General features: G+C 61.3%; 14 protein-coding genes. 9 read left to right on the top strand and 5 right to left on the bottom strand.

The window, feature by feature from the left end; all coding sequences use genetic code 11:
• Positions 1 to 215: 215 nt before the first annotated feature.
• On the bottom strand, positions 216 to 635 hold the full coding sequence (locus H7C86_RS34235; RefSeq protein ID WP_182263235.1) for a hypothetical protein: 420 nt from the start codon (positions 633 to 635) through the stop codon (positions 216 to 218).
• A gap of 182 nt (positions 636 to 817) precedes the next feature.
• Between H7C86_RS34235 and H7C86_RS34240 the strand changes: the two genes are divergently transcribed.
• The 5 genes from H7C86_RS34240 to H7C86_RS34260 all read left to right on the top strand — a co-directional run bounded on the left by H7C86_RS34240 (position 818) and on the right by H7C86_RS34260 (position 11122).
• A complete protein-coding gene (locus H7C86_RS34240; protein ID WP_182263236.1) occupies positions 818 to 1021 on the top strand; it encodes a hypothetical protein in 204 nt (67 codons plus the stop codon).
• Between the two features lie 103 nt (positions 1022 to 1124).
• Positions 1125 to 4394: an ATP-binding protein gene (locus H7C86_RS34245; RefSeq protein ID WP_182263237.1), complete on the top strand. Its 3270-nt coding sequence runs from the start codon at positions 1125 to 1127 to the stop codon at positions 4392 to 4394.
• Entirely contained in the window at positions 4391 to 4867 is a 477-nt protein-coding gene (locus H7C86_RS34250; RefSeq protein ID WP_182263238.1) for a hypothetical protein, read from the top strand. Before H7C86_RS34245 ends, H7C86_RS34250 begins: the two co-directional genes overlap by 4 nt.
• A gap of 15 nt (positions 4868 to 4882) precedes the next feature.
• A complete protein-coding gene (locus tag H7C86_RS34255) occupies positions 4883 to 7795 on the top strand; it encodes a DUF1156 domain-containing protein (RefSeq protein WP_182263239.1) in 2913 nt (970 codons plus the stop codon).
• 3 nt (positions 7796 to 7798) lie between these two features.
• A complete protein-coding gene (locus H7C86_RS34260) occupies positions 7799 to 11122 on the top strand; it encodes an SNF2-related protein (protein WP_182263240.1) in 3324 nt (1107 codons plus the stop codon).
• A 508-nt stretch (positions 11123 to 11630) separates the two neighbouring features.
• Here H7C86_RS34260 and H7C86_RS34265 read toward each other — a convergent pair.
• Positions 11631 to 11849 (bottom strand): hypothetical protein, encoded by a 219-nt coding sequence (locus tag H7C86_RS34265; protein WP_182263241.1) that lies wholly within the window; start codon positions 11847 to 11849, stop codon positions 11631 to 11633.
• A 423-nt stretch (positions 11850 to 12272) separates the two neighbouring features.
• Positions 12273 to 12911: a hypothetical protein gene (locus tag H7C86_RS34270; protein WP_182263242.1), complete on the bottom strand. Its 639-nt coding sequence runs from the start codon at positions 12909 to 12911 to the stop codon at positions 12273 to 12275.
• Positions 12912 to 13558: 647 nt separating this feature from the next.
• Between H7C86_RS34270 and H7C86_RS34275 the strand changes: the two genes are divergently transcribed.
• Complete coding sequence (locus H7C86_RS34275) at positions 13559 to 14515, top strand: recombinase family protein (protein WP_182263245.1); 957 nt, start codon at positions 13559 to 13561, stop codon at positions 14513 to 14515.
• 187 nt (positions 14516 to 14702) lie between these two features.
• On the opposite strand, the gene H7C86_RS34280 is transcribed toward H7C86_RS34275, so the two are convergent.
• Entirely contained in the window at positions 14703 to 15281 is a 579-nt protein-coding gene (locus H7C86_RS34280; protein WP_019749866.1) for a helix-turn-helix domain-containing protein, read from the bottom strand.
• Between the two features lie 3 nt (positions 15282 to 15284).
• Positions 15285 to 18014: a LuxR C-terminal-related transcriptional regulator gene (locus H7C86_RS34285; RefSeq protein WP_259349396.1), complete on the bottom strand. Its 2730-nt coding sequence runs from the start codon at positions 18012 to 18014 to the stop codon at positions 15285 to 15287.
• Between the two features lie 297 nt (positions 18015 to 18311).
• On the opposite strand from H7C86_RS34285, the gene H7C86_RS34290 reads away from it, so the two are divergent.
• From H7C86_RS34290 to H7C86_RS34300, 3 genes are all read left to right on the top strand, one after another.
• Entirely contained in the window at positions 18312 to 19232 is a 921-nt protein-coding gene (locus tag H7C86_RS34290) for a DUF4369 domain-containing protein (RefSeq protein WP_259349397.1), read from the top strand.
• Between the two features lie 87 nt (positions 19233 to 19319).
• Complete coding sequence (locus tag H7C86_RS34295; protein WP_182263243.1) at positions 19320 to 20507, top strand: hypothetical protein; 1188 nt, start codon at positions 19320 to 19322, stop codon at positions 20505 to 20507.
• A 63-nt stretch (positions 20508 to 20570) separates the two neighbouring features.
• Positions 20571 to 20897, top strand: coding sequence for a helix-turn-helix transcriptional regulator (locus tag H7C86_RS34300; RefSeq protein WP_182263244.1), 327 nt, complete (start codon positions 20571 to 20573; stop codon positions 20895 to 20897).
• Positions 20898 to 22573: the final 1676 nt, after the last annotated feature.

Genomic DNA, 22573 nt, shown 5'->3' on the forward strand with positions numbered 1-22573 from the left:
ATCTTCTGGGGCTGATCCGTTATCGTCGGTGATGCGTTGACCTATTGAGACCAAGGTCATTTATGAACCGTGCTCTGGGGAGCTCGAAAATATGGACCGATCCACTGCGGAGGCCACCGCCAGCGAACGTTCGAATTCGCCAGCGAGCTAGTGGAACCCCTTGTAATCGGTATTACCGGGTACCTAAGGTGAGGACGTTGAACCAGAGTTGAGCTTTAATTTCCAGTCAGGTCTTCGGGAATGAACCATGTCGGATGATTTCCTGACAAGGTGCAAGCGATCAACGCGTCAGTGTACGAATTCACAATAGGAGTCACATCCGACTTGGCTGATAGAACACTATTTTCTAAATCGGTGTAGTGCTGTGCGATTCGGTCGGCATCACGAATCATTTTCGTAATCGCTAGACGGACATCGGAACTCGCTTCGTTGATCGTTTCCGAACCGTAAGTTTCTTTGCCTGTTGCCGCAATCGTAGGGAGGGACACGAGTTGCGCAGAAAGGGTGACTGGTTTTATCGAGGATTTGTCGGTCAAAAGAATCTCTTTGTACGTGGGATAGAAGTCTTTCCCACGATTCTCCAATCCGTCTTTACCACTGCAGACGGTGGCATCGGTCTTCGATGTGGAGGACATGACCGCAGTGGTCGCCGAAGACGTTGCACTGCTAGGTCATGTGTCTATGAAAGCGGGGTAGTCCCCACTCAGTCCAACGAAGGCACACCAACTAGATGGCGCCAACTCGTGTAGGCGGTTTGGGTTCGGAATGTCGGTATCCGATGCAAACAGCAGTTGGCCTACAGTTGTACCCTTCTCTCATGGACCAGGTCGACAAGGCGCTAGCCGAACATCGCCGCGCAGAACAGCGCTTACAGGCGACGCGCGACACCCTTCACGAGGCCATCAGAGCTGCACTCGGACACGGCGAGAAGCAAGTGGAACTTGTCCGGCGGACCGGTTACTCACGCGAGTACATCCGGCGGATCGCCCGCGAAATGCCGCTCGTCAAACACGGCGCCTGACTCCGCTATTCGGACCACATGCCATAGGTATCCGGAGGCGCTTCCTGGCGGAAGACGTCCACAAAAACTTGATCCAAAAGAGCCAATGAACGAGGGGCAGTAGATGGCAACCAGTAGTGACAATGCAGGGTTGGTAGCGCTGCGCACAGTGTGTGAGCCGCGCGATGATGTCGTCAGTGGTGGACTTGCTGACAATCACTTTGCTGCCCAGCTCGACAAGGTTGTCCGCGACGCAGACCATTACCCGGTGTACGGGGACCCGGACGCGTTCTTCGCGCAGACGTACGCCACCAGCGGGCTGCGTACCCTCCTGACGAAAACGTTCGGTCGGGTATCGGGATCGAAAGGTGTAGCCGGGGAGAATGGTGTCCTGCGCCCAACCACTTCGTTCGGTGGTGGAAAGACTCATGGGCTGACCGCCGTCTACCACCTCGCGAAGGGTGCCCGACCAGCCAATCTTGGTGATTTCGTCGACATTTCACTGTTGCCTGACCTGCCTGTGAAGATCGCAGCACTGGTCGGTGACGCGTTGGATCCGGTCGCCGGTGTCGAAACCAACGGGCACCGCACCTACACCCTCTGGGGTGAGATGGCGGCCCAGATCGGTGATGATGCGTACACGGCAATGGCCGCCAGCGACCAGGAACGGACCGCGCCGGGCACCTCGACGATCAAGGCAGCGTTCGGGGGCCAGCCGACCATCGTCATCATCGACGAGATCGCCAAGTACATCCGCCAGGTCACCTCATCCGGAAGTGAGGACGTTCGTCGCATGGCCAAGGCCATCGCCGTTTTCCTCGGCAACCTGTTCGAGGTCGCATCCGACCCGACGAACCAGGTGTCCGTCATCATCACACTGGCCGCCTCGACCAACGCATTCGGCAAAGAAACAACGGAGATGACGGATCTTCTCGATGACGCCGCCTCCGCCGCGAGCGGTGCCGTCGCCGAGACAGCTGACGTGCTTGCCCGCGCGGTCCAGCCGTCCGCCGTCATCAAACCCGCCGACGACACCGAAATCGGTGAGATCCTCAAGACACGCCTGTTCAAGACCGTCGACCAAAAAGCTGCTCGCGCCGCCGGCGCCGCCTACCGAGAGTTCTACGAAGTCCTCGGCAAGACAGAAACCCTCGCCGGCGGGCCAGAACAGCCCGCCACCTACGCCGACCAGGTCACCAAGTCGTACCCGTTCCACCCCGAACTTGTGCGCGTCCTCGACCAACGGCTCGGCGACATCCCACAATTCCAACGAGCCCGCGGTGCACTCAAGCTCCTTGCGGAGGTCGTGGCCGGGATCTACCGCGACGGCGACGACACCGCGATCATCAACGTCGGCGACATCGACTACTCCGACGCCCCCGTCCTCAACCACCTCACCGACGGACTCGGACGCGGAGAGTTCTCCTCTGTAGCGATCGGCGACTTCGCCGGCCGAAGCTCCCACTCGGTATCGGTCGATGCCGATATTTTCCCCGGCAAACCGCGCTACGCGACCCGCGTCGCACGAACGGTATTCACACACTCGCTGGAGATGAAATCCAACACCGGCGCAGGCCGTAACGACTGGCTGGTCGGCACCCTCCGCCCCGGCGAGGACGCCACGATCTTCGAGAAGGCACTGACCGAGTCGGAAAAAGTGTTCTGGCACCTCGCATACGACGGCGCCCGGTGGCGCTTTAACGTCGAACCGAACGTCAATGCCATCATCGAAGCAGAGAAACGCAACGTCGCGAACACTCGTGTCGCAGCCATCGTCGACGACCTCATCCATCGCGCGTTCTCCAACGACGGAGGAGCTACCCCGATTCACTTCCCATCCGGTGCTGTTGACATTCCTGACCATGCCAGCTTGCGCGTCGCGGTGCTCGACTATCGCATTCTGTCGGTGAATGTTGAGGACTCTGACATCGCCCCCAATTTGCTGGTCGAGATGCTGGAGAAAACCGGAACCGTTGGTTCACCCCGCAAGTACCGCAATGGTGTCGTCTTCGCGGTTCCTGCCAACGACCAGATCGACGTCCTCAAGGATCGTGCCCGCGCGCTGATCGCTGCGGACATCCTCGCAGCAGATACCACGCGGCTGAGCCAGTTCAGTGCCGAGGTGCGGAAGAAGATCGAGACCTATCAAAAACAGGCGTCGCTCGAAGCGCGGATTGCAGTAAACCGCTGCTACAAGCACATCTACTTTCCCACCAGCGACAAGTCGAACGGCCATCTGCGTCACAGGGAACTTCCCCCTCAGGTCCAGGGGGAGACGAAGAATGCGACATCTGCGGTGATCGCGCTCCTCGAGGACGAGGGCAAGATCCGGCGCGACTCGTTCACAGCTTCGTTCCTGCGGTCGAAGACCTGGCCGAAGGTCGATTCCGTCACGACTGCTGCGATTGTGGACTACTTCTGGATGGACCACGCATCCCCGATCGTCCGCAACCCCGCGCTCCTACGTGAGGCCATCTCCAACGGCATCAAGAACGAGAACTGGGTCTACTACGACGGCTCCACGGGAAAGGCATATACCGCCCACGCGATGGCGGGCATGAATGTCGGATTCAGCGGCGATGCCGAGATCATGACAGCCGCCGAGGCCCAGAACCGTGGACTGCTCGTGCGCAAGCCGACCCAAGCCGACCTCCGCGCGGTCCTCCCCGACGCTGCTACCACCGGCGCCGAACTCCGTGCACTCCTCGACGTCGAGTGCGGCGGCGAACCGTCCAAGGCTGAGGTTCTGGAACTGCTCGCTACCGCGGTGCAGGCCAGTGATTACAAGTCGATTGTCGTCCTCGATTCCGATCCGGTGCCTGGCATGCGCGCACTGACTCCGAGCGCTCTGAAGGAAAAGGGACTCGACACACTGCGCATCATCCCGCGCGCGGACGCCGACACTGCCGGCATCGAGGTACCGACCAGGACCGTCAACAACAAGACGTTCACCGCGACGGGGCCGGGTGGAGCAGCATTCCAGAAGATTATCGACCAGGTCTCCGACTTCACCATTAGCACTGTGTCCCGGTTGACTCTTAAGGTCACAGCTGACGAGGCGAAGGGCACTGGCGACATCGACCTTACTGTCGTAGCACTCGGCATGCTGCCCAAGTACTCCATCACTGTGACGAGCACCCTCGTCGCCGAGTACAAGAACCTCACCGGTGGACTCCGGTTCACAGGCACTGCAGAACGAGCCGACTTCCAGAGCGCTTACGGCAACATCAAGAAGGCACTCTCCGGCGCCACCAAAATCGCCGGCGACATAACCCTCGACATCGTCTTCGCGTCGCCTGTTGATGTCGACACCGCGGACATCAGCCAGATCCGCACTGTAATCAAAAACCTCCAGATCCAGCAGACCACCATGACCGCCGAGGTGACCCGATGAGCGCCCGACCTAACACCGCAACCCGAATCCGAACTCTCACAGCAGTTGGTGCCACGCGCGCATTCCGAATCACCGTCGTCCCAGGTAAGAACGACTTCTACGGACTCGTCCTCGAGGAAACCTACGGAGAGACTGGCAACGCACTTGCAGCCCACGTCGTTACCTCCACACCCGCTCAGACCAGCCGGATCACCGACGCCGTCTTTGCCGCCGCGCGCGGCTCCGGGCACTCACCCAGCGTTCTCGCATTCACACGCAAAGCTCCGATCCGGATCCACGAAGTCGACGGCGTCCGACTCGCACTGATCCTCCTCACCACCCAGCCCCTTACAAAACATGCACGAGTCCGCGCGATTGTCGCCGGCGTGAACGCCATGAGTGTCGAGGAAACCTACTACTGGTACTCCAAGTGCATTGGCACCGAATCTTCCCGTGCCCGCAAGGCGCTCCGCGCACTGCTCGCTGACGACTGAACTGAAAAGATGGATATGACCAGTACCAAGCCCCGCGTTCTCATCGAAGACTGGCTCCCAGTCGCCGAACTTGGCATCGAGTCCCGCCGTGAACGGGCTGCGTCTTCGGCCTTGCCGCCCCTGTCCTATCTGCATATCTGGTGGGCAAGGCGACCTCTGGTCGCCTCGGCCGCTGTTGTCCTCGGTGGTCTCATGCCTTCCTGGTCGGACAGTTTGGCGGCGGCATTTCCGAATTCGGCGCAGGTGCAGTCTGAACTGGGTTACCGCCAATGGCTCCTTCACTTGGTGGGTATTCGTGGGGATGTCCTTGCCGCGCAAGCAGAGAAGGAGGCGGCAGCTCTCGTTGGCACTCGACTGAAGCACAACCCCTTCACCTATAAGCAGGCCTACCGATACAACCCTGAGGACGCTGATCTATCACTTCTCCACGCAGTTCTTACATGGACTTGGGGTGAACTGCCATCTGTCGCAGATCCAACAGCAGGTGGTGGAAGCATTCCATTCACCGCGGCCCGGCTCGGCCTTCCGACACTCGCCAATGACCTCAACGGTGTCGCGGCATCAGTCCTACATGCCAGCGTTGCTCTCCCTGCCAAATATGGAGGCGATCTCAACGCACCGTTAAAGAAGTGGGGTGAGGTTCTCGTTACGCGCGTGACACAGGCGCTGGAGGAATTCTTTCCTGCGCGGCCCGGCGAGAAGATCACCCGTTACATCTGGGCTAACGCAGTAAGCTGCCCGCGGACCGGACGACTCGTACCGTTGCTGCGCGACAAGTGGTTGCGGAAGGTCAAGGGACAAGAAGTTGCGGTTCGTCTGGTCATCGAACGGAATGGGATTCCTCTCGCTGAACCAGAATTCGAGGTGGTCACTGGACAGAGTGCGCACAGTGTCGACGCGGAGTCCGGAACAGTCGCCCGCGGCACCGGTGTAAGCCCCTACGACAATCTCGTGATTGACAGCAAGTACATCAAGTCTGAAGCACAGTCAGGGCGCATGCGGCAAGTCTTGTATGCAGTGGTTGTTTCGAATCCCAATGGGGACACCGAGTTCCGCGCGCCTGACGAATCAGACTTGGCGGCACTACGTGCTGCGAGTGCTCAGCTCAGCGAGGTGCGAGGAGAATGGGAAGCGCGCGGGATTCTTCCCACAGAGGAGATACCAACAGGTACCAAGACTCGGGAGCCGAAGAATTTCGGTTTCGTGTCATGGACCGATATGTTCACCCATCGCCAACTCCTCGTCCATGGAACATTCGGCGCGGAGTTCCGGAACATGATTGCCGAGGTTCGCGAAGACTTGGGTAGGGAACGCGGTGATGCGGTTCTGTTTGAGTTGGCCGCGATGCAGGGCAAAGCGCTGAACTGGAACTCACGTCTATCGTCCTGGAATGTCAATTACCAGAGAATGCGCAGCGTCTTTGACAGCCACAACTTCGCCATGAAGTGGACGTTCGCTGAGATGGAGGGCGCGCACGATATCTACGGTTGGGCGCTCGGTCAGGCTCTCAAATCCTATCGAGATCTATCCGCGATGTTTGGGCAGGAAGATGCCCTTACGCTCACTGCGGCCGATGGCACTGCTCGGACAGCCGTCCAGGTGACGCAAGGAAATGCAGCAGACGTCCCTTGGGCTGACGGGTCGATCGCGCACGTCTGCATGGATCCGCCCTACTACGACAACGTGATGTACGCCGAGCTCGCAGACTATTTCTATGTCTGGGAGAAGGGAACCCTGGGTGAACTGGTCCCGGAGTACTTCCGGGACGAACTCACAGACAAAGAAAACGAGGCTGTCGCGAATCCGTCCCGATTCGAGGCGATGGGGCGCAGAAAGAAGGAACTGGCGGACTTGGACTACGAGACCAAGATGACCGCCATCTTCGCCGAAGCCCGTAGAGCGCTCCGCGACGATGGTGTCCTGTCAGTGATGTTCACACATAAGCGCGCTGAGGCGTGGGACACACTTGGGATGGGCTTATTGCAGGCAGGCTTCACTATCGAGACCTCATGGCCGGTCAATACAGAGTTCGAGAATTCGTTGCACCAGGCGAATATGAACTCGGCGGCATCGACGATCATGCTGGTATGCCGCAAGCGCGACACCAGCGGCGGGTCCGCGCGGGTATATCTCGACGACATCGAACAGGATATCCGCGACGCGGCCCGGGCCGCGGCTCGACGGTTCCAGCACGACGGTATTGACGGTGTCGATCTGCTCCTGTCTACCTACGGACCGACCCTATCGGTGATCTCGCAGAACTGGCCGGTGTACTCGTCCATCCCAGACTCCGACGGTAAGGATCAGTTGCTGCGCCCCGAGGATGCTCTTGACCTTGCCCGCGAGGAGGTTGTCCGACTCCGTCGGGCTCGATTGGTCGGCAAGGCCGCGCATGTCGATGACATGACGGACTTCGTGCTCATGTCATGGGACATTTTTGGGGCACGTGAGTTCCCATACGACACAGCTCGACTGCTGGCACTCGCCGTTGGGGGCATCGATGTGGAGCACCTTGAGAGGGCCAAGATCGTGAAGAAGAGTGCTGGCAGTGTCACCCTGCTTCAGCCGATTGAGCGGCTCCGGCGTGATACGGACAGTGAGCTTCCCGGTGTCCGGCCGGAAGCTGGGAGCTTCGAGTTCACGATCGATGCCGTCGACACCTCGCTCTACATCGCCGACGTCGACGGGATGCCGGCGGCCAAGCGGTTCCTTGACAGGCACGGGTTCACCGCCGATTCGGGCTTCATCTCCACTGTGCAGGGGCTTGTCAACGCGATCCCGCGCACGAGGGCGAAGGGAGCCTGGATCATTCCCGAAGCAGGTCTGCTGGACACCCTGTGCACACTGTACTTCCCGACTGTCACACTTCCGGAAGCAGAGGACCTGGCCGCACCAGCGGTGCAAGGTTCGCTATTTGGGGACGACTGACCGATGAAGCCGGATCCGCAGGAATCGCGGTTGGTTGAAATTCCCGGCACCGGGCAGGAACACCAGGGAACGCTGATCGAACTCCCCGATGCTGGCGATTCGTTCGACAGCATCGGGTTGAAGGCGCGGTACACGCCTAAAGATCAACCGCTGAGAACCTTCTATATCCCAATGCTCTCCCGTGCGATCGCCTATGACCGCGCGGTCGGATACTGGTCAGCCGCCGAGTTGCAGTTCGCGGCCCAGGGGACCGCGCAGTTCCTGGCCAACGGTGGCCGGATGCGGCTCATCGTTGGTGCGCAGTTGAACGAAAATGACGTCCAAGCGGTGCTGTCCGGCCAGCCTTTGAGTGATGTCGTGGCTGCTCGGTTGTTGGCGGATCCTGCTCTCGAGGGAACGAAGATCGTCGCAAACGAGCACCTGGGCGTACTCGCGTGGATGGTTGCCCACGACAGGCTGGAGATCCGAGTTGGGGTGCCAAAGCTCGGCGGAAAGCTCTTGTCCTATAAGGAATCTGGCAAATATTTCCATACCAAATACGGAGTGTTCACAGACAGGAACGGGAACAGGGTCGCTTTCAACGGATCGAACAACGCTTCCGTACGTGCGTGGGCGGAGAACCACGAAACTTTCGACGTGTTCCCGTCGTGGATGCCAGCAGTGTGGGAGTGGAATGGTCAGGAAGCAGTCCGGGACTTCGACCGGCACTGGCACGACCAGCCGGACGAGGGGTGGGCGATCGTGCCGTTGCCCCAAGCGGTGCGTGAACACCTCATCGAGCACGCACCCGTCGCGCCCCCGCTGCCGCCAGTAGTCCCGGATCGAGAATTCGAGGAAGGCGGCGAACCGGACGCGCCTGATGTCGAGTCGGTGGATGCGAAGGGGGCGTGGGCCGAGCTTGTCGACCTTGCCGGCCGACCAATGACGTCGCCGTACACAGCGGTAGGTACCGCGCAAGTCAAGCCCTTACCGCACCAAGCGAGGCTGATCGACCGAGTCGTGGCGACCTACCCTCGTGGCTATCTGTTCGCCGACGAGGTGGGGCTGGGCAAGACCGTCGAGGCGGGCCTCGTGCTGCGCGAACTGTTTCTGACTGGCAAGGCACGCAAGGCACTTCTGTTGGTTCCCGCATCAGTGATGCGGCAGTGGCAAGAAGAGCTGCACGAGAAAATGAACCTCGACGTGCCACGGCTCGAGAAGGGCGAGTTCCTCGACCGAAACGACGAACCCGTCCCTGTGCCAGCCGGGACGAACCTGTGGTCGGCATTCCCGATCGTGCTCGCTTCGAGCCACCTCGCGCGCCGCAAAGACCGCAGGAAGGACATCCTGGCTGCGGGACCGTGGGACGTCGTCCTCGTTGACGAGGCTCACCATGCGCGGCGGCGGGGTTCGAAGCCGAGTGACACTCCGAACTCGCTGCTCGGGCTGCTGCTGGAAATGCGGGACAAGGAGATGTGGCAGGCGCTGTACCTTGCGTCGGCCACTCCGATGCAGATGAATCAGCATGAAGCATGGGACCTGATCTCTCTGCTCGGATTGAACGGGAGGTGGGCGGTGTCGGCATCCAACTTCCTCGAGTACTTCGAGCGGTTCCGCCACGATCCCCGATCGCGCAGCTGGAAACTCCAGTGCGAGATGCTGGCCGACTACTTCGCGGACCCGAACGCCGATCGAGACCAGCACCTCGAAGATCAAGTGAATACGGCGCTCGGGTTTGTCGGTGCATGGGCGGTGTCCGGTTTGGATGCGCATCCACCGTCCTTGGAAGCACGTTTGCAGATGCCGAACGAGGCTTCCGAATGGATGGATAAATGGCTGCGCCGTCACAACCCGATGCGGGACCGGGTGTTCAGAAACACCCGCACTACGTTGCGGGAGTATCAGGCTGCGGGAATCATCGGGGACGAGGTCGTTATCCCGACCCGACACGTCAATGACGCGTTCATCCAGCTCGCACCGGACGAGCGGAAACTGTACGACCGGATCGAAGAATACATTCGGCGCCACTACAATTCGTACAAGACGGACCAATCCAGCCAGGCGCTCGGATTCATCATGACTGTCTACCGTCGTCGTCTCACGTCGTCGTTCGAGGCAATCAAGAAGTCCCTCACACGCCGTCTCGACGTTCTCGAACAGGGGAAGAGTCTCATCGATCTCCTCTCGGATGACGACAACATCGATGTCGAAGACTCCCTGTTCGATCCTGAAGCCCTCGAAGGATCGGCCAACCGCCTACAAGACGAAATCCACGAACTCCGGCTATTCCTCAACGACTTGAACAAGATCACCGGAGAGGACAGCAAGGCGACACGACTGGTCTCCGACGTAAACCAGGCACTGCTGACCTACGACAGTCTGGTCGTGTTCACTCAGTACACCGACACGATGGACTACGTGCGCGAACGCCTGATCGCAGCAGGGATTACCAAGATCGGCTGCTACTCCGGTCGTGGTGGACAGATATACAACGACACCGACCAGAGTTGGTCCGAAGTCAGCAAGGCCGTCATCAAGGACCAATTCCGCGGCGGCGATTTGACCGTGCTCATCGGCACCGATTCCATGAGCGAGGGCCTCAACCTACAAACATCCGGCCGACTCATCAACTACGACATGCCCTGGAACCTTATGCGAGTCGAGCAGCGCATCGGCCGAGTTGATCGTATCGGAGCATCCTTCAAGGACATCGCTGTTACGAACTACTTCTACGCCGATACCGTCGAGCAGCGCGTCTACGAGGGAATTCTAGAGGACTACGGTGACTTCACCGACATCATCGGTGACGCAGCCCCTGTCCTCGCCAACATCGAGAAGGCCATCGAGCAACTCGCACTCGGAGAGGCCACCGACGAGGCGATCGAAAAGAAGGTCGACGCGCTCAAAGGAGAGGTAGAGAACCTCAACAGCAACGCGATCCAGAAGGCGGACCTCGGTGCTTCGCCCGAGGTTATCGGGCATATCGAAGTACCACCCGAGCTGCGCAGCGAGACAGATCTCAAGGATCTGGAGAGGGTGCTCACTATGAACCCGCTGACCGGGCCACATCTCAGTCCGGTCGAAGGGTTGGAAGCGGTGTACCGACTCACGCCGCCCGTGCAGGTGACGCCGAACTCGTTCGACGTGAACGCTGGCACAACTTCCGTGGCCAACTACACGGCCAGTGTGGGGACAAGCGAGGAGGTGCTGGTTACCTTTGATCGCAAGGTCAGCGACGAAAGCCTGGATGGTGTCACTCTGCTTACCTACGGAACGCCTGAGTTTGAGTCACTTCTTCCATCGAAGGACGTCGGACGCGACGCTGAAGGCGCCCCGCTAGTCATCTGACGGACCCTCGTCTCTCTGGGTGTCAGCCGCTCCCTCTGTGGTTGCAAGGCATCTGGTAGGAGTCTGAGCGTCGTCCGACGCCGGGCCGCGCCTCCGGCCCGAGCACTGCTTCGCGACGGCCGTCGACAACGGCGCTGAGGACTGCGGCAGCCACCCTGAAGATCGCTATGTGATTGGTAATGGCCGGCAGTGATGGCTCGGTAGGAGAGCGTCTTAGACTGGGCTGAGTGTGTGTTGAAAATGGATCAGTATTGACGCTTCTGTGAAGTACGTATATCCCCAGTTCGTACTGAGGTTGAGGTGTCGAGATCTCGTGTCGAGATCTCGTGTCGAAAATCTACGTCGAGAACCTGCTGGCTTTGCCTATTCGACAGACGCGTTTTTCCGCCTGCCCACCAGACGATGACGATGGCGGAGAGGATGCAGCGGAGAAGGAGGGCAGTCTCGACTGGCACGCTGAGTCGTTCATGCAGGCGTGGTCGTTGGTGGATGCGGGGCGATGCTGGGGTCATGTGGTGGTGGGTTGGATGCTGGCTTCGAGCCTGGTGAGTCGTTCTTCGAGGGCACCGGTGATAGCGAGCAGTCCCAGCACAGTGGGTTCGGTGATGTCGCTGCCCCGTTGCGCGTGTGCGAGCAGCGTCGTGCGCAGGAGCGAACACATGGGGGCGTTGCCGCTGATGGGGAGTTGCTCGAGTTTGGCGGTCAGACGCTCGCCTGTGGAGGTCATGGGTAGCTCCTGCACGTGTGGATCATGCAGGCCGAGCGAAAGGGCGACTGCCTGCGCGGTGGTAACGGGTGGTGCGCTGGAACCGAGGCGGAAAGCAGCGCACCACGGTGGGTGATGTTACTGCGTCGTTGCTGGGCGGTCGGCAAGCGGGAGGTAAGTGACGGCGCCCCATGGTGCGATGAACTAACTCGGTATCGGTTCACCTGCAGGCGGCGAGGTACTTCCCGGTAGTTCAATGCTCAAGTAGCTGTAACTGTGCGAAGACTGGTAACCGGGGCGGGCGGCACGTAAATTTTCGGGGGCGGCATCACCCGGTCCCCAACGGGTATGGCGAACGCTCCGCCGGTAGCCACCCCTGGTCTATCGGCGGGCGAGCCGTCCCGCAGGTTTCGACGCGTGGACTGCGATTTGATGCGCCGGCGGTCAGCGCGGGTTGGGGGTGCGCCACAGGCTCGGGGTGTCGCCGTCGTCGGTGTTGGCGAGGGCCCGGATTCCGTCGGCGTCCTGGGCGAGGATGTCCGCGAATTGCTGTCTGTGGGTGTCGTCGAGTCCGTCGGGCAGGTTCGCACCATCGGTGATGGATGCCGCGGCGCCGTCGAGGTAACGAGCGATCCGCAGGAGCAGCGGGCGTGGGGTGGGGACGAGGAAAGCATTGGAATCGGCGGTGATCATGCCGAGAGTCGAGAGCAAGGACAGGCCAGCGACAGCTTCTTTGTCATCGAGGTTGATGTGCGCGACTTTCAAAGCTTCGGCCAGTGCCGCGGTGGTCAGGCCGACGGCAGCGACGGGCATGGAGATGGCGCGCTCGAATTCGATCAGATCGGCGCCGGGGGCCTCGTCGGAGAGGGACACAGCGAGGTACTGCGCGAACGCGAGGAGACGTTCGTCGGTGAAGTCTCGCTGTGCGGTCTGGCGGGTGACTCTCATCAGGGTCGCGTACTCGGAGACTTTGTCGTCGAGGATATTGCGGGCTTCGGTGTCGGTGATCGTGAGCCCGAGATCGAGCAGGGCGGCCCGGAGTTCGGTGGATCGAGTGTGGAGCCAGGTGGGCCGAGGACTCATCGCTGCTCCTGTGAGGGTGTGGCTTTGGTTGTTCAGGTGAGCTTAGTTCGGCCGAACTGTGGTCGGGGCGTGGCCGCTGTAAGTCGCAGGGTGGTGGCGGATTAGCGGAACTGTGTGCGCTACATTCCTTTTCCGCGTCGTCTCTAGTTTCGAGACGGTGACCGATTGGGTTCGCCGAGATGTCGTCACACACTTCCCGGTGGGCTGCTCCCTGATCGTGCGCCCGACTCTCCGAGGTTGGGTGTACTCGACCCGCCCGGCTGGTACTGACGATCGGCCGGGCGGGTCACCACCACGGAGAGGTCTGCGTCGCAATTCGGCAGGCAGCACTACCTGATGTACCTTCTTACGCTCCAACCGACAGATCCCCGAGGGGCGAGTTCCTACCGCGCAGCTCCGGCGGGTTGAAGTGGCCCACCGGATCGGGGTTAGGTGTCCGATCCGGTGGGCCGTGCGTGCGGACCGCCGATCAGAGCAGGCACGCAGTATTCGGGCTCATCGGATTGCGCGTGACTGCTGCACCGATGAGCCGGGCGCCCGGACCTGGCAAGGAATGAGCGCACGAGACATCGTACTGCTCCGTCACCTCGTGATTGTCGGGGCGGTGAAGCCTGTCGAAAAACGAGGGAGTGGGATATTTTCGACAGATGTTGTTCGGTTACGCCAGGGTGTCGAGCGCAGATCAGAACCCTGCCCACCAGGTCGATGCCCTGACGCGGGCGGGGGTCGACGCCGCGAACATTCACACCGACCGCGCGGGCGGTGCGAAAGCGTCACGCCCGCAACTCGATGCGGTGCTGACCAGGTTGCGTAGCGGTGACACGTTGGTGATCACCCGGCTGGATCGGTTGGGGCGTTCGGTGTTGCATCTGATCACCCTCGGCGCCGAGCTGCGGGAGCGGGGGATCGGGTTGAAGGTGCTCGAGCAGGGAATCGACACCGCGACCGCGGAGGGGCGGGCGATGTTCGGGATGCTGTCCGTCCTTGCCGAGCTTCAACGTGAGTTGATCGTGGCGAACACCCGGGACGGGTTGGCCGCTGCGCGGGCGCGCGGGAGAAAGGGCGGCCGTCCGCCGAAGCTCACCGGCGATCAAATCGCACTCGCTCAGCAGCTTTACGACGCGGGGGAGAAGACGGTGGCGCAGATCGCGGCGATGTTGAACGTTCCCCGCACTACTGTCTACGGACACCTGAACAAGCGCGCACCGGCGGCGAGTGCGTCGACTGATCCGGTTAGCGGGGTAGCTGCGGTTCCTGCTGCGGCAACGCGAACGTCGCGGATCTGCCCGTCCTGTGGGTACGAGCCGAGCACCAGAGCGGAAGCGGCCCATCAACGCGGCGACCTGGCCGTGATCTGGCTGCATCCGCATACCGACAACCCGGCCGATCCTGGTGCGGTGATCGCCCGATCGCATTGCCGCCACTGCGAGCCGGCGCCGCCGGCGTTCGACGTCGCCTGCACGGTGTGCGGCGACGGTCCGATCCTCGCCGGCGATTTCGCACAGACCGCACGGGGTGGCACCCTGCCGGATCCGGTGCAGCAGTGGCTCACCGCGAGCGGGTGGGCCGTTGTGCCTGAGTTGCGGTGCCCGGACCACCGCTGACAGTCGCCGGGGCGTCGAGGTCGAGCTCATCGCTACGCTGAACCGGCCGAGCATGACTTTTCCTCGGTGGCATGGCTGTCACGGCGATTGAGAATATTCTTCTTTCGCTACGGTAGGGCATGCGGTGTCTGCGGCATGCATGTGGCAGTGATCGGAGCGGTTCATTCAGGCTTAGCGATGTTGAACGTCAGTGTGCGTTCCGAGTCCCCGCACATCGATCAATATCCGGTCGGTGTTCGGCGACGCGGAGTCGTTGTGCCATGTCGAGCAGAAGTTCAGTCGAGAGGGTCGAGAGTCCGTGGGCTCGGGTGAGCAGGAGGCGGATATCGTCGTCTCGAAGCTGTTCGAGAACACGGGCGTCGTTTGTTTCGATGCCGTCGGCAGAGCCGGTGGGGATGAAAAAGTAGTCTTCAGGAACTTCGAAGATGTCGGCGATCACTCTCACCAGCTGCGGTGATGGGTTCTGCCGCGTTCCGTGGCGCAGTTGTGAGATGTAGGCGCGTGAGAGTCGGTAGCCGCGCGAATTTATCTGTGCGGTCAGTTGTGCTTGTGTGATGCGACGTCCGGAGTCGTGCGTGAATGTTGTGAACAGCAGGTTCAATCGCTGGCTGAAGATTTCTGACTGTGACGGTCGTGGCCGTGAGGTGCGAGTTGCTGTGCATGTCGCGTGGGCTTCGGTGTTCGCGGTGTCCTGTGATCGGCCGGCGGTGTGGTCGTTGCGGTGTGGGTGTGTTGTTGCTTGCTCGTGTTCTGTGGGGGTGAGCATTTTTTAGGTGCGCTGTTCTTTCGGTGGCGCCGAGGCGGCGGGCGGTTCAGGGGCGTGTGGGCGGAGAAGTTTGAGGGCGTGTGCTCGGCTGATGGCGTCCTTGCGGTTGTGGGCGCCGAGTTTTCGGTAGAGGGTGCGGAGTTGTGTTTTGACGGTGTTGACGGACACGAACAGGGTGTCGGCGATCGCTGCTGGAGCCATCCCGTGGGCGAGCAGTGCGAGCACGGTGTGTTCTCGTTCGGTGAGGGTGACGATGTGCACGGTTTTCGGAAACCATTCCGCGAGCGGTGTTGCGCGGAACTGCGAGAGTGCACGTGATGCCGTCTTCGCGGTTTCTTCGACGGTGTCGATGTCGGTGGTGGAGATCGTCGAGAAGACGCTCAGGAGCCCGGTCTGGTCTGCGATGCTGCAGGCCCTCGACCATGCTTGCGCGGCGAGTTGCGGGTGTCTCAGTGCTATGTGGGCGACGGCTTCGACGAGCTGCACTTCCATCTGTAGCCGTGGATTCGATTCGGCGCTGCAGTCGTATTGATGGCACAGAGCCAACGCGGCTTCGTTGCGGCCGATTCGTTGGTGTAGACGCGCGACTGAGACGAGTGTCCAGGGGGTGGTTGCGGGGTCGATGATATCTGCCGCTGCCGCTGTGGCGGCGTTTGCTTCGCCGAGGGCGAGGAGGAGGTCGATCTCGGTGGCGTGCATCAGTGGTAGGGACATCGAGGTGGCGGTGTTGTGGTGTGTGTGGGTGGACAGCGTTCTGCGCAGCAAGGACAACGCACCGAATACTGCTGTCGTGTCTGCGCGGGTCAGCGCGTAGCGACTGTGCGCGTAGATGACGAACGCCCACAGCTCTTCCGCGTCGGTGTCGGTCAGGTCAGCCGTGTCGGTCAGTGCGGTGTGGGCCTCGGCCTCGGCATCGGCATCGGTGAGGGTGTCGAGTGCGATCAGTGTTCGCGCGACGAGTCCGGCGGTGCGTAGCAGTGGTTCGTGTCGGCAGTCTCGGTTCGCGTGTTTGCGTTCGAGTTCGGACCAGTGCCGGGCGTGCACTGATTCGCCGACGATCGCCCGATTGAGGGCGATGGTGCCTGCGGCAGTGCGTGCGAGGAATTCGACGTTCTGGGTGAGTGCGCCGTGGTATGCCGCGCGCGCCTCAGCCGTGGATTCGGTGAGGGTGCCGCGGAGTTGATGATTGCGTGCCCAGTGGGCTCGCATGAGGGGCAGTTGGGCGGTGACAGCGTCGGGGTCGTGTTCGTGTGCGCTGCGGGCAAGGTGGGACAGGCGCCGGGTCAGGGCCACCGATTTGTCGTACTCGCCGGCGTTCCTGAGGATGATCGATCGGACGCAGCCGATGTCCAGGGCGTCCTTCGCGACGTCGGTAGTGGCCAGGGCCGACAGCTCACGTGGCGACTGGGGTAAAGGAGGATACATCTCGATGTCGACGGCGGGATTCGTTCCCAGCATGACGCGGCCGGCGAGCACTGCCGGATACTGCGATGCAGCCTCGTGCGGGATGTTCGCGAGTGCAGTCTGGAGGGTGTGCGCGTCGCCGGCGAGCATCGCGGCCCAATGTCGATCGATGATGCCCGCGGTCAGGGCCCAGTTCTGTGCTTCGACGGCGTAGTCGAGCGCGGCCGCGGCACGGCGGTTCGCGAGTTGGTGGTGCGCCAGAGACGACAGTTGTTGGCGGACATTGCGTCCCGCGCGGGTGTGTAGCCGCAGGATCGAGCGCCGGACCGGCGGCGGCAGTTCCCAGGTTTCCTCGGGTTCGCCTTCGATCCGTGTGAGCGTGCCGGCGGATTCGAGCACGACCAGCCGCTCGCGGATTCGGGGTGCCGGCTCGTTGATGTCGGAGTTGTACAAGGGTTGCGCGAGGTCTGTGGTGAGAGCGCGAGCGTAGGCAGTGCGCAGGACGAAGTCGCGTTGCCCGAGCGCATCAGCGGTGGGGAGGACATGATCGGCGGTGTACGCGTCGACTGCTCGATCGACGCACTGATCGAGGAGTCGGGCACGATCACCGACGCCGGGGAGGTTTGTGACCGCCGCGACCGCCGCTCGCACCAACGCGGGAATTCCGCCGGTGAGTGCGGTGATGCGTGCTGGGTCGTCGGGCAGCGACAGTGCGCCGGTCAGGGGCAGAAGATGCGCGGTGTCTGCGGCGGTGAACAGCAGCTCGCGCGTCCGGATGACCTCGTGATCGATGTCGAGCAGGTACGGCTCGGGAAACATACTCGTCCCGGACACCGTCACGATGACGTGCAGGGTGTGGCAGTGGGTGAGGAGCTTGACGATGAGGTCGCCGACCCCGGGGTGCGGGATCAGATCCGGACGTATCAGCACGATCAGCACGGGGCGGTGCGAGGCGGTCAGGACTGCGGTGATGGCGGAGAACGGATCGGCCGGAGGGCCGCCGGGATCGGGTAGCGCGATGCCGGCGGCATGGATTCGGGTAAGGACCGTGCGCCAGTACTCGTCGATCGTCGACGAGGCGGTGGGCGCGGGCACCCACACCAGGATTTGTTGCGAGATGAGGTGCGTGCGTAGCCATGAGGCGATCAACGACGATTTCCCGTAGCCGCTCGGGGCGCGGACGATGGTCAACGCAGCACGGCGATCGAGTTTCGCCATCACGACGCGGCGGGGAACCGATTCGGCTGGGGTGCGCCGCGGCGCGATGGCTGCCCAGTTGTCATCGTCGTTGCTGAGCATTCCCTCGTCGATTCCTGTTCCTTGAGTCAAGTCTTTACTTGTGATTTGCATGTTGATAGCGCACTCATTGGTAAAGGCTCTCACCGACCCGTGCCTGTTCTTTATATGCCGAATCGTAACTGGAGTGAAATTCGGAGTGCCGAGATGTATTCCTCTCACCCACGCCCTCACCCTTACTGTCCTGTTTTCATCCTCGGAATCACCCCTTTTAGGCAGGTTCTCGGCACTTGGCAACCATTTAAATTGAACATGCAAGTAGCTTGCGATTCGCCAGTGCGACTCGTGTCCGCCGGGGACCCCTGAAGTCAGGCAGTGAGGGAGAATGTCGTGAGAACCGTCGCGTCAACACAATGGCCGAGGGCGGTCTCGGTCCGGGTGCGCCCGCGCCGGTACGGCAGATGCAGGCGCGGCATCGGGGCAGGGGTCGCAGCCGTAGCACTGGTGGTGGGGGCGGCGGCGTTCGGAGCGCCGGCGACGGCATCGGATGTCCGGGCGGCAGCAACATCTGACACCGCTTCGGCGTTCACCGTCGGGTTGACGGTTTTCGACGGTGAGCCACCGTTCGATCTCGACGACGGCCCGGGTATGGATTCGGGTCCGTCCAACGGTGTTGTCCGTGAGGGTGATTCGGTGACGTACGTCGTCGACATCGGTGTCGGGTATACACCGCTGCCGGAGGTGGTCATCGACTTGCCGGTGCCGCGAGGGTTCACGTTGTCCGCGGTTCCGGAGTACTGCGGTGACCGATCGTTCGTCGACGAGATCGGGTTACTGTGCCGGGTAGGCGATGTGGAGCCGGACAGGTATGTCACTCGTGCCGTGACCATGATCGCCGGGGCCAGCCCTGAATCAGAAACGGGCGGGGTGCCGGTCGCTGTCGTGGTGAGTGCTGACGGGGGAGCGGTTCGTGCACGTTCGGGGGAGGTGCTCGTGCGGGTCTCGGCCCGGACCGGGGAGTGCGATCCATACGGCATCCCCCTCGCAGGCGGTGCGCTCAGCCCGAGTGGGCCGGTGACCGCGGACGGGCGAATTACCGGGATGGTCACCTCCGGTGCGGCGGAATCGGTGACCGTTGAGGGCGTAGATCAGTGTGGTCACGCGATTGTCCGGTCGGTAACACCGGTCGACGGGCACTTCTCCTTCGTCGGACTGGTGCCGGGAACGTATCGCCTCACAGTCGACGGACGAGCACCGGTGGAAATCGCACTGGAGCCGGGAGCGATGACTGTGAACGGGGTGACGTTCTGAGTACCGGCACCCGAATCCGCGACGAGAGCAGCCTCGCGCACCGACTTCTCCGTATTCGTGGCGCCCGGTTGATTGTGGGAGGTTCCCGTGCGTGAAAGCCTGGGCATCGCGCTCGACAGCACGTCCATTTCCACTGCCCTCGTGGACGCCGACACCCCGCGCCTCGGATCGATCGACGAATTCCGGCACGGGTGGGGAGAAGACGGGGGTGTTCCCACAGCGCACGCGTCGGCGCGCGCGCTCGCCTCGGCAACCCAGGTCGCGATCGAGCGAGCAGCACGTTCTGACCTGCAGCCGACGGTGATCGGGGTGTTGTGCGAGCGGGCGGATGTCCGCGATCTGATTCCGCAGACGTTGCCTGCGCAGGCGTTCGGCGCCGTCGTCGTGGTCAACGGCCTCGACGCGCGCTTGGCGTACCTGAGCGCGGTCGATGCCCTGGCCGGAGTGTCACCGATCCTCGCGTTCTGGCCCGAAGGCACCGAGACCGTGATCGCCGCGATAGATCTTCGCGCCGGCGCGATCGAGTCCGCGCACCGCTACATCAGCGCTGAATTGCTCGCGAGCAGCGCAACCTTCACCGCGACCCTGGACACGATTGTGGTGCAGCAGAATCCGGTTCCGAAGATGCTCGTGGCGATGGGAATACCCGAACAAGACTATGAGCTGTCCGCAACGGCTGCCGAGCGGTCCGGCCTCGGGTTTCTGTTCCTCGGCGAGCGCGCCCAACTCGCGATAGGGACAGCCCTGGTCGCCGCCGCACGCCCCGCTCCCGCAACCGCGTCACCTGTGCCCGGTGTCTTCGGCGGAGCTGGTGAAGCGGTGCCGACCGCAGCCGCCTCGCGGCGGTGGGCGCCGCTGGTACTGCTGTCGGTGCTGCTCGTACTCGGCGGATTGTTGATCGGCCTGCTCAGCGTCCTCGCGCCCGACAACGCGCGCACCGCCACCACCGATCGATCGAACACCGACACCCCGCCTGCGCAGCCCGGCGGTGAACACCGGCCCGAGAGCAGTCATGGTGAACGCAGGTCCGGAAGCGACGCCTCTGCCTCCGAATCGGCCATTCCCGGTCCGGCAGGTCAGGGCGGTGGGGGGGTCGGCGAGGGCACCGGCCCATCACCTCAGGTTCCACCGCTGCCGGCCGAGAGCCTTCGGCCCTGCGACCCGGTCGTTCCCGCCGCCCCGGCACGCTTAAGACGATCGGACCCCGACCTTCCCACCACATCCCCCACCCAGACACCCGAGGCCGAGCCCTGCACTCCGACCCGCAACGGGTGATTGCGTCACCGGGTCCTTGGCGCTCCGTCGCCTCCAGATTCTGAAAGGATTTCGCAGGAAACCATGCAGTACAACGATTTTGCGGGGTGGGTGCGAGAGCAACTCGATACGGGCCCGTACAGTGACGACGCCGACGCAGCCCGAAAACTCGGGGTACCGCCCTCGACCGTGGCGCGGTGGCTCGGCGTCCGTCGCCCGACCCGGGCAACGATCCGAGAAGCCGCGACCCTCTTCGACGTCCCGATCCAGGACGTACTCGTAGCCGGTGGCTACATGAGACCCGACGAAGCCGCCAGCGGCGCAGGCACCCTCGGCGACATCAGCACCGGTGAGCTTCAGGCCGAACTCACCCGGCGGGCACTGCTCGACCACGGAACCGGCCGGTCATGACCCGAATCCGAAGGCTCACCTACGCGAATGAACCGCGGTCGGATCATCGATGCCGCACCCGGCGCTGCTTGAGCGGAATCGGGTCCCGCGCATTCTGCACCCCCGCGCGGCAGCGCCGAGTGCGAGAACCACAGTCATACCAGCAGTTTTCAGCGGTCCCTGCATTTTCGTGCTCCTGTGTTCGCGTGATCCGAGGTCCTCCCGGCGGCCGATGCGTGTGGCGATATCCGGTTCGACGTGGGTCAGTAAACGACAGTTCGTTAATGATCAGCAACTGACTCGTCTTGATTTGAGAGTTAACACATAGACGTGGTTGGTTGCTACGAGGTGTCAGAGATGGACGGCACCCGAATTCACCCGCTTTATCACCCCTCCGTGCCGAGTAAGTGTGATGTGATTGTGACGTGAGCGCGGTGGGATGCGTATGATATCGAATTTTTTGAAGTGTTATGAAGTATGTACACTATCTTTTTAGGAGAATTTTTGCAGGACAGGCCGGAAGGTGGGATCCAGGTTTGGTTTGAAGGGTTACCCATGCGTATACGCGAGAATATGCTCGCGCTTCCGTACGCATTGAGAGGTGACTCTGCTCGATTTATTCCTAAAGGAGCGGTTTGGTCAACGGTGTACGCGCGAGATACTCAACCAGGGATCCGAGATTGGATTCGTCGAAATCATTTCGACGAGGTAGCATCTCAATGGTGGTCCGCACTCGACGAAGATACCCGTCACAATATTCGTCGGAATCCCCGCCAAGCCTTACCGCCATGTTCCTTCGGGTGGTCGGTCCCGCATCCGTTGTTATCGCCGGCGAGTTGTTGGCCAACCGAAGATCTGGAGTTTGACGCGGAGTATCTCGACGACGATATCATCAACTGGTTGGCAAACAGGACTGATTAGACCAGCTTCCCCGCAGCATGGCGGTAAATAGTGGAATGAGTGCGGTGCCGTGGTAGAAAATTACGATGACGGAAATCTATTTCGTTTTCGCCTGAACGCACTGTTCGCAGGATCTGGAAGACGGCTGTACAATAAGTCAGTTGTCAAGGATATGCGCAGGTATGGCAAACCGATCTCTTTAGCGTACCTTTCGCAACTGCGGACAGGCGCTCGTTCGGCACCCTCTGACGAGATTGTTTTCGCTCTGGCATCGTATTTTCGCGTGACACCTGACTATTTCTTCTCGTTGCCGTCGAATGGTTCCGTCATAAAAGTAGTGAGTTCAGATACCGAATTGATAAGTAGAATCGAATACGTAACTTTGCGGTCATTGTTAGTCGCCGCAAACGGTCTTTCCGAAGAATCGTTGAGGAACCTTGTTGATCTGGCAGTGAAATTTAGAGTTTCAGACGGTTGCTCGAGAACCTTAGCTGATTAGTTTTAAATACGTTGTATTAGTGCTTTTATTCTTGTTGTGATTCACCTGCGAGATTGGCTGAAGCGTGTTTGTTTTTGGAGATACTTACGGACGAATGGGGCCGCCCTGGAAATCGACGATTGCCCTGATGAGTTCTTGAGTCGTTCCGATCGTTGCGATTCCGAATACAGCCCGCTTGCCAACGCCACCCGCTCGTGTCGCTGATAGTGGCAGATGCTTGCTCGACAAAATCGGATATCTGAAGGCACTGTCACGTTAATCGAAAAGTGAAGCGGCGAAGGATGTTTGGGGCATTCTG

Origin of the sequence: Rhodococcus sp. UFZ-B548 (genome assembly GCF_903819475.1) — a bacterium.
GTDB classification, from domain to species: domain Bacteria; phylum Actinomycetota; class Actinomycetes; order Mycobacteriales; family Mycobacteriaceae; genus Rhodococcus_F; species Rhodococcus_F erythropolis.

Excerpts from the sequence above, each read along its gene's own strand:
- H7C86_RS34235 (WP_182263235.1), bottom strand. The coding sequence starts at position 635 with ATGTCCTCCACATCGAAGACCGATGCCACCGTCTGCAGTGGTAAAGAC.
- H7C86_RS34240 (WP_182263236.1), top strand. The coding sequence starts at position 818 with ATGGACCAGGTCGACAAGGCGCTAGCCGAACATCGCCGCGCAGAACAG.
- H7C86_RS34245 (WP_182263237.1), top strand. The coding sequence starts at position 1,125 with ATGGCAACCAGTAGTGACAATGCAGGGTTGGTAGCGCTGCGCACAGTG.
- H7C86_RS34250 (WP_182263238.1), top strand. The coding sequence starts at position 4,391 with ATGAGCGCCCGACCTAACACCGCAACCCGAATCCGAACTCTCACAGCA.
- H7C86_RS34255 (WP_182263239.1), top strand. The coding sequence starts at position 4,883 with ATGACCAGTACCAAGCCCCGCGTTCTCATCGAAGACTGGCTCCCAGTC.
- H7C86_RS34260 (WP_182263240.1), top strand. The coding sequence starts at position 7,799 with ATGAAGCCGGATCCGCAGGAATCGCGGTTGGTTGAAATTCCCGGCACC.
- H7C86_RS34265 (WP_182263241.1), bottom strand. The coding sequence starts at position 11,849 with ATGACCTCCACAGGCGAGCGTCTGACCGCCAAACTCGAGCAACTCCCC.
- H7C86_RS34270 (WP_182263242.1), bottom strand. The coding sequence starts at position 12,911 with ATGAGTCCTCGGCCCACCTGGCTCCACACTCGATCCACCGAACTCCGG.
- H7C86_RS34275 (WP_182263245.1), top strand. The coding sequence starts at position 13,559 with ATGTTGTTCGGTTACGCCAGGGTGTCGAGCGCAGATCAGAACCCTGCC.
- H7C86_RS34280 (WP_019749866.1), bottom strand. The coding sequence starts at position 15,281 with ATGCTCACCCCCACAGAACACGAGCAAGCAACAACACACCCACACCGC.
- H7C86_RS34300 (WP_182263244.1), top strand. The coding sequence starts at position 20,571 with ATGCAGTACAACGATTTTGCGGGGTGGGTGCGAGAGCAACTCGATACG.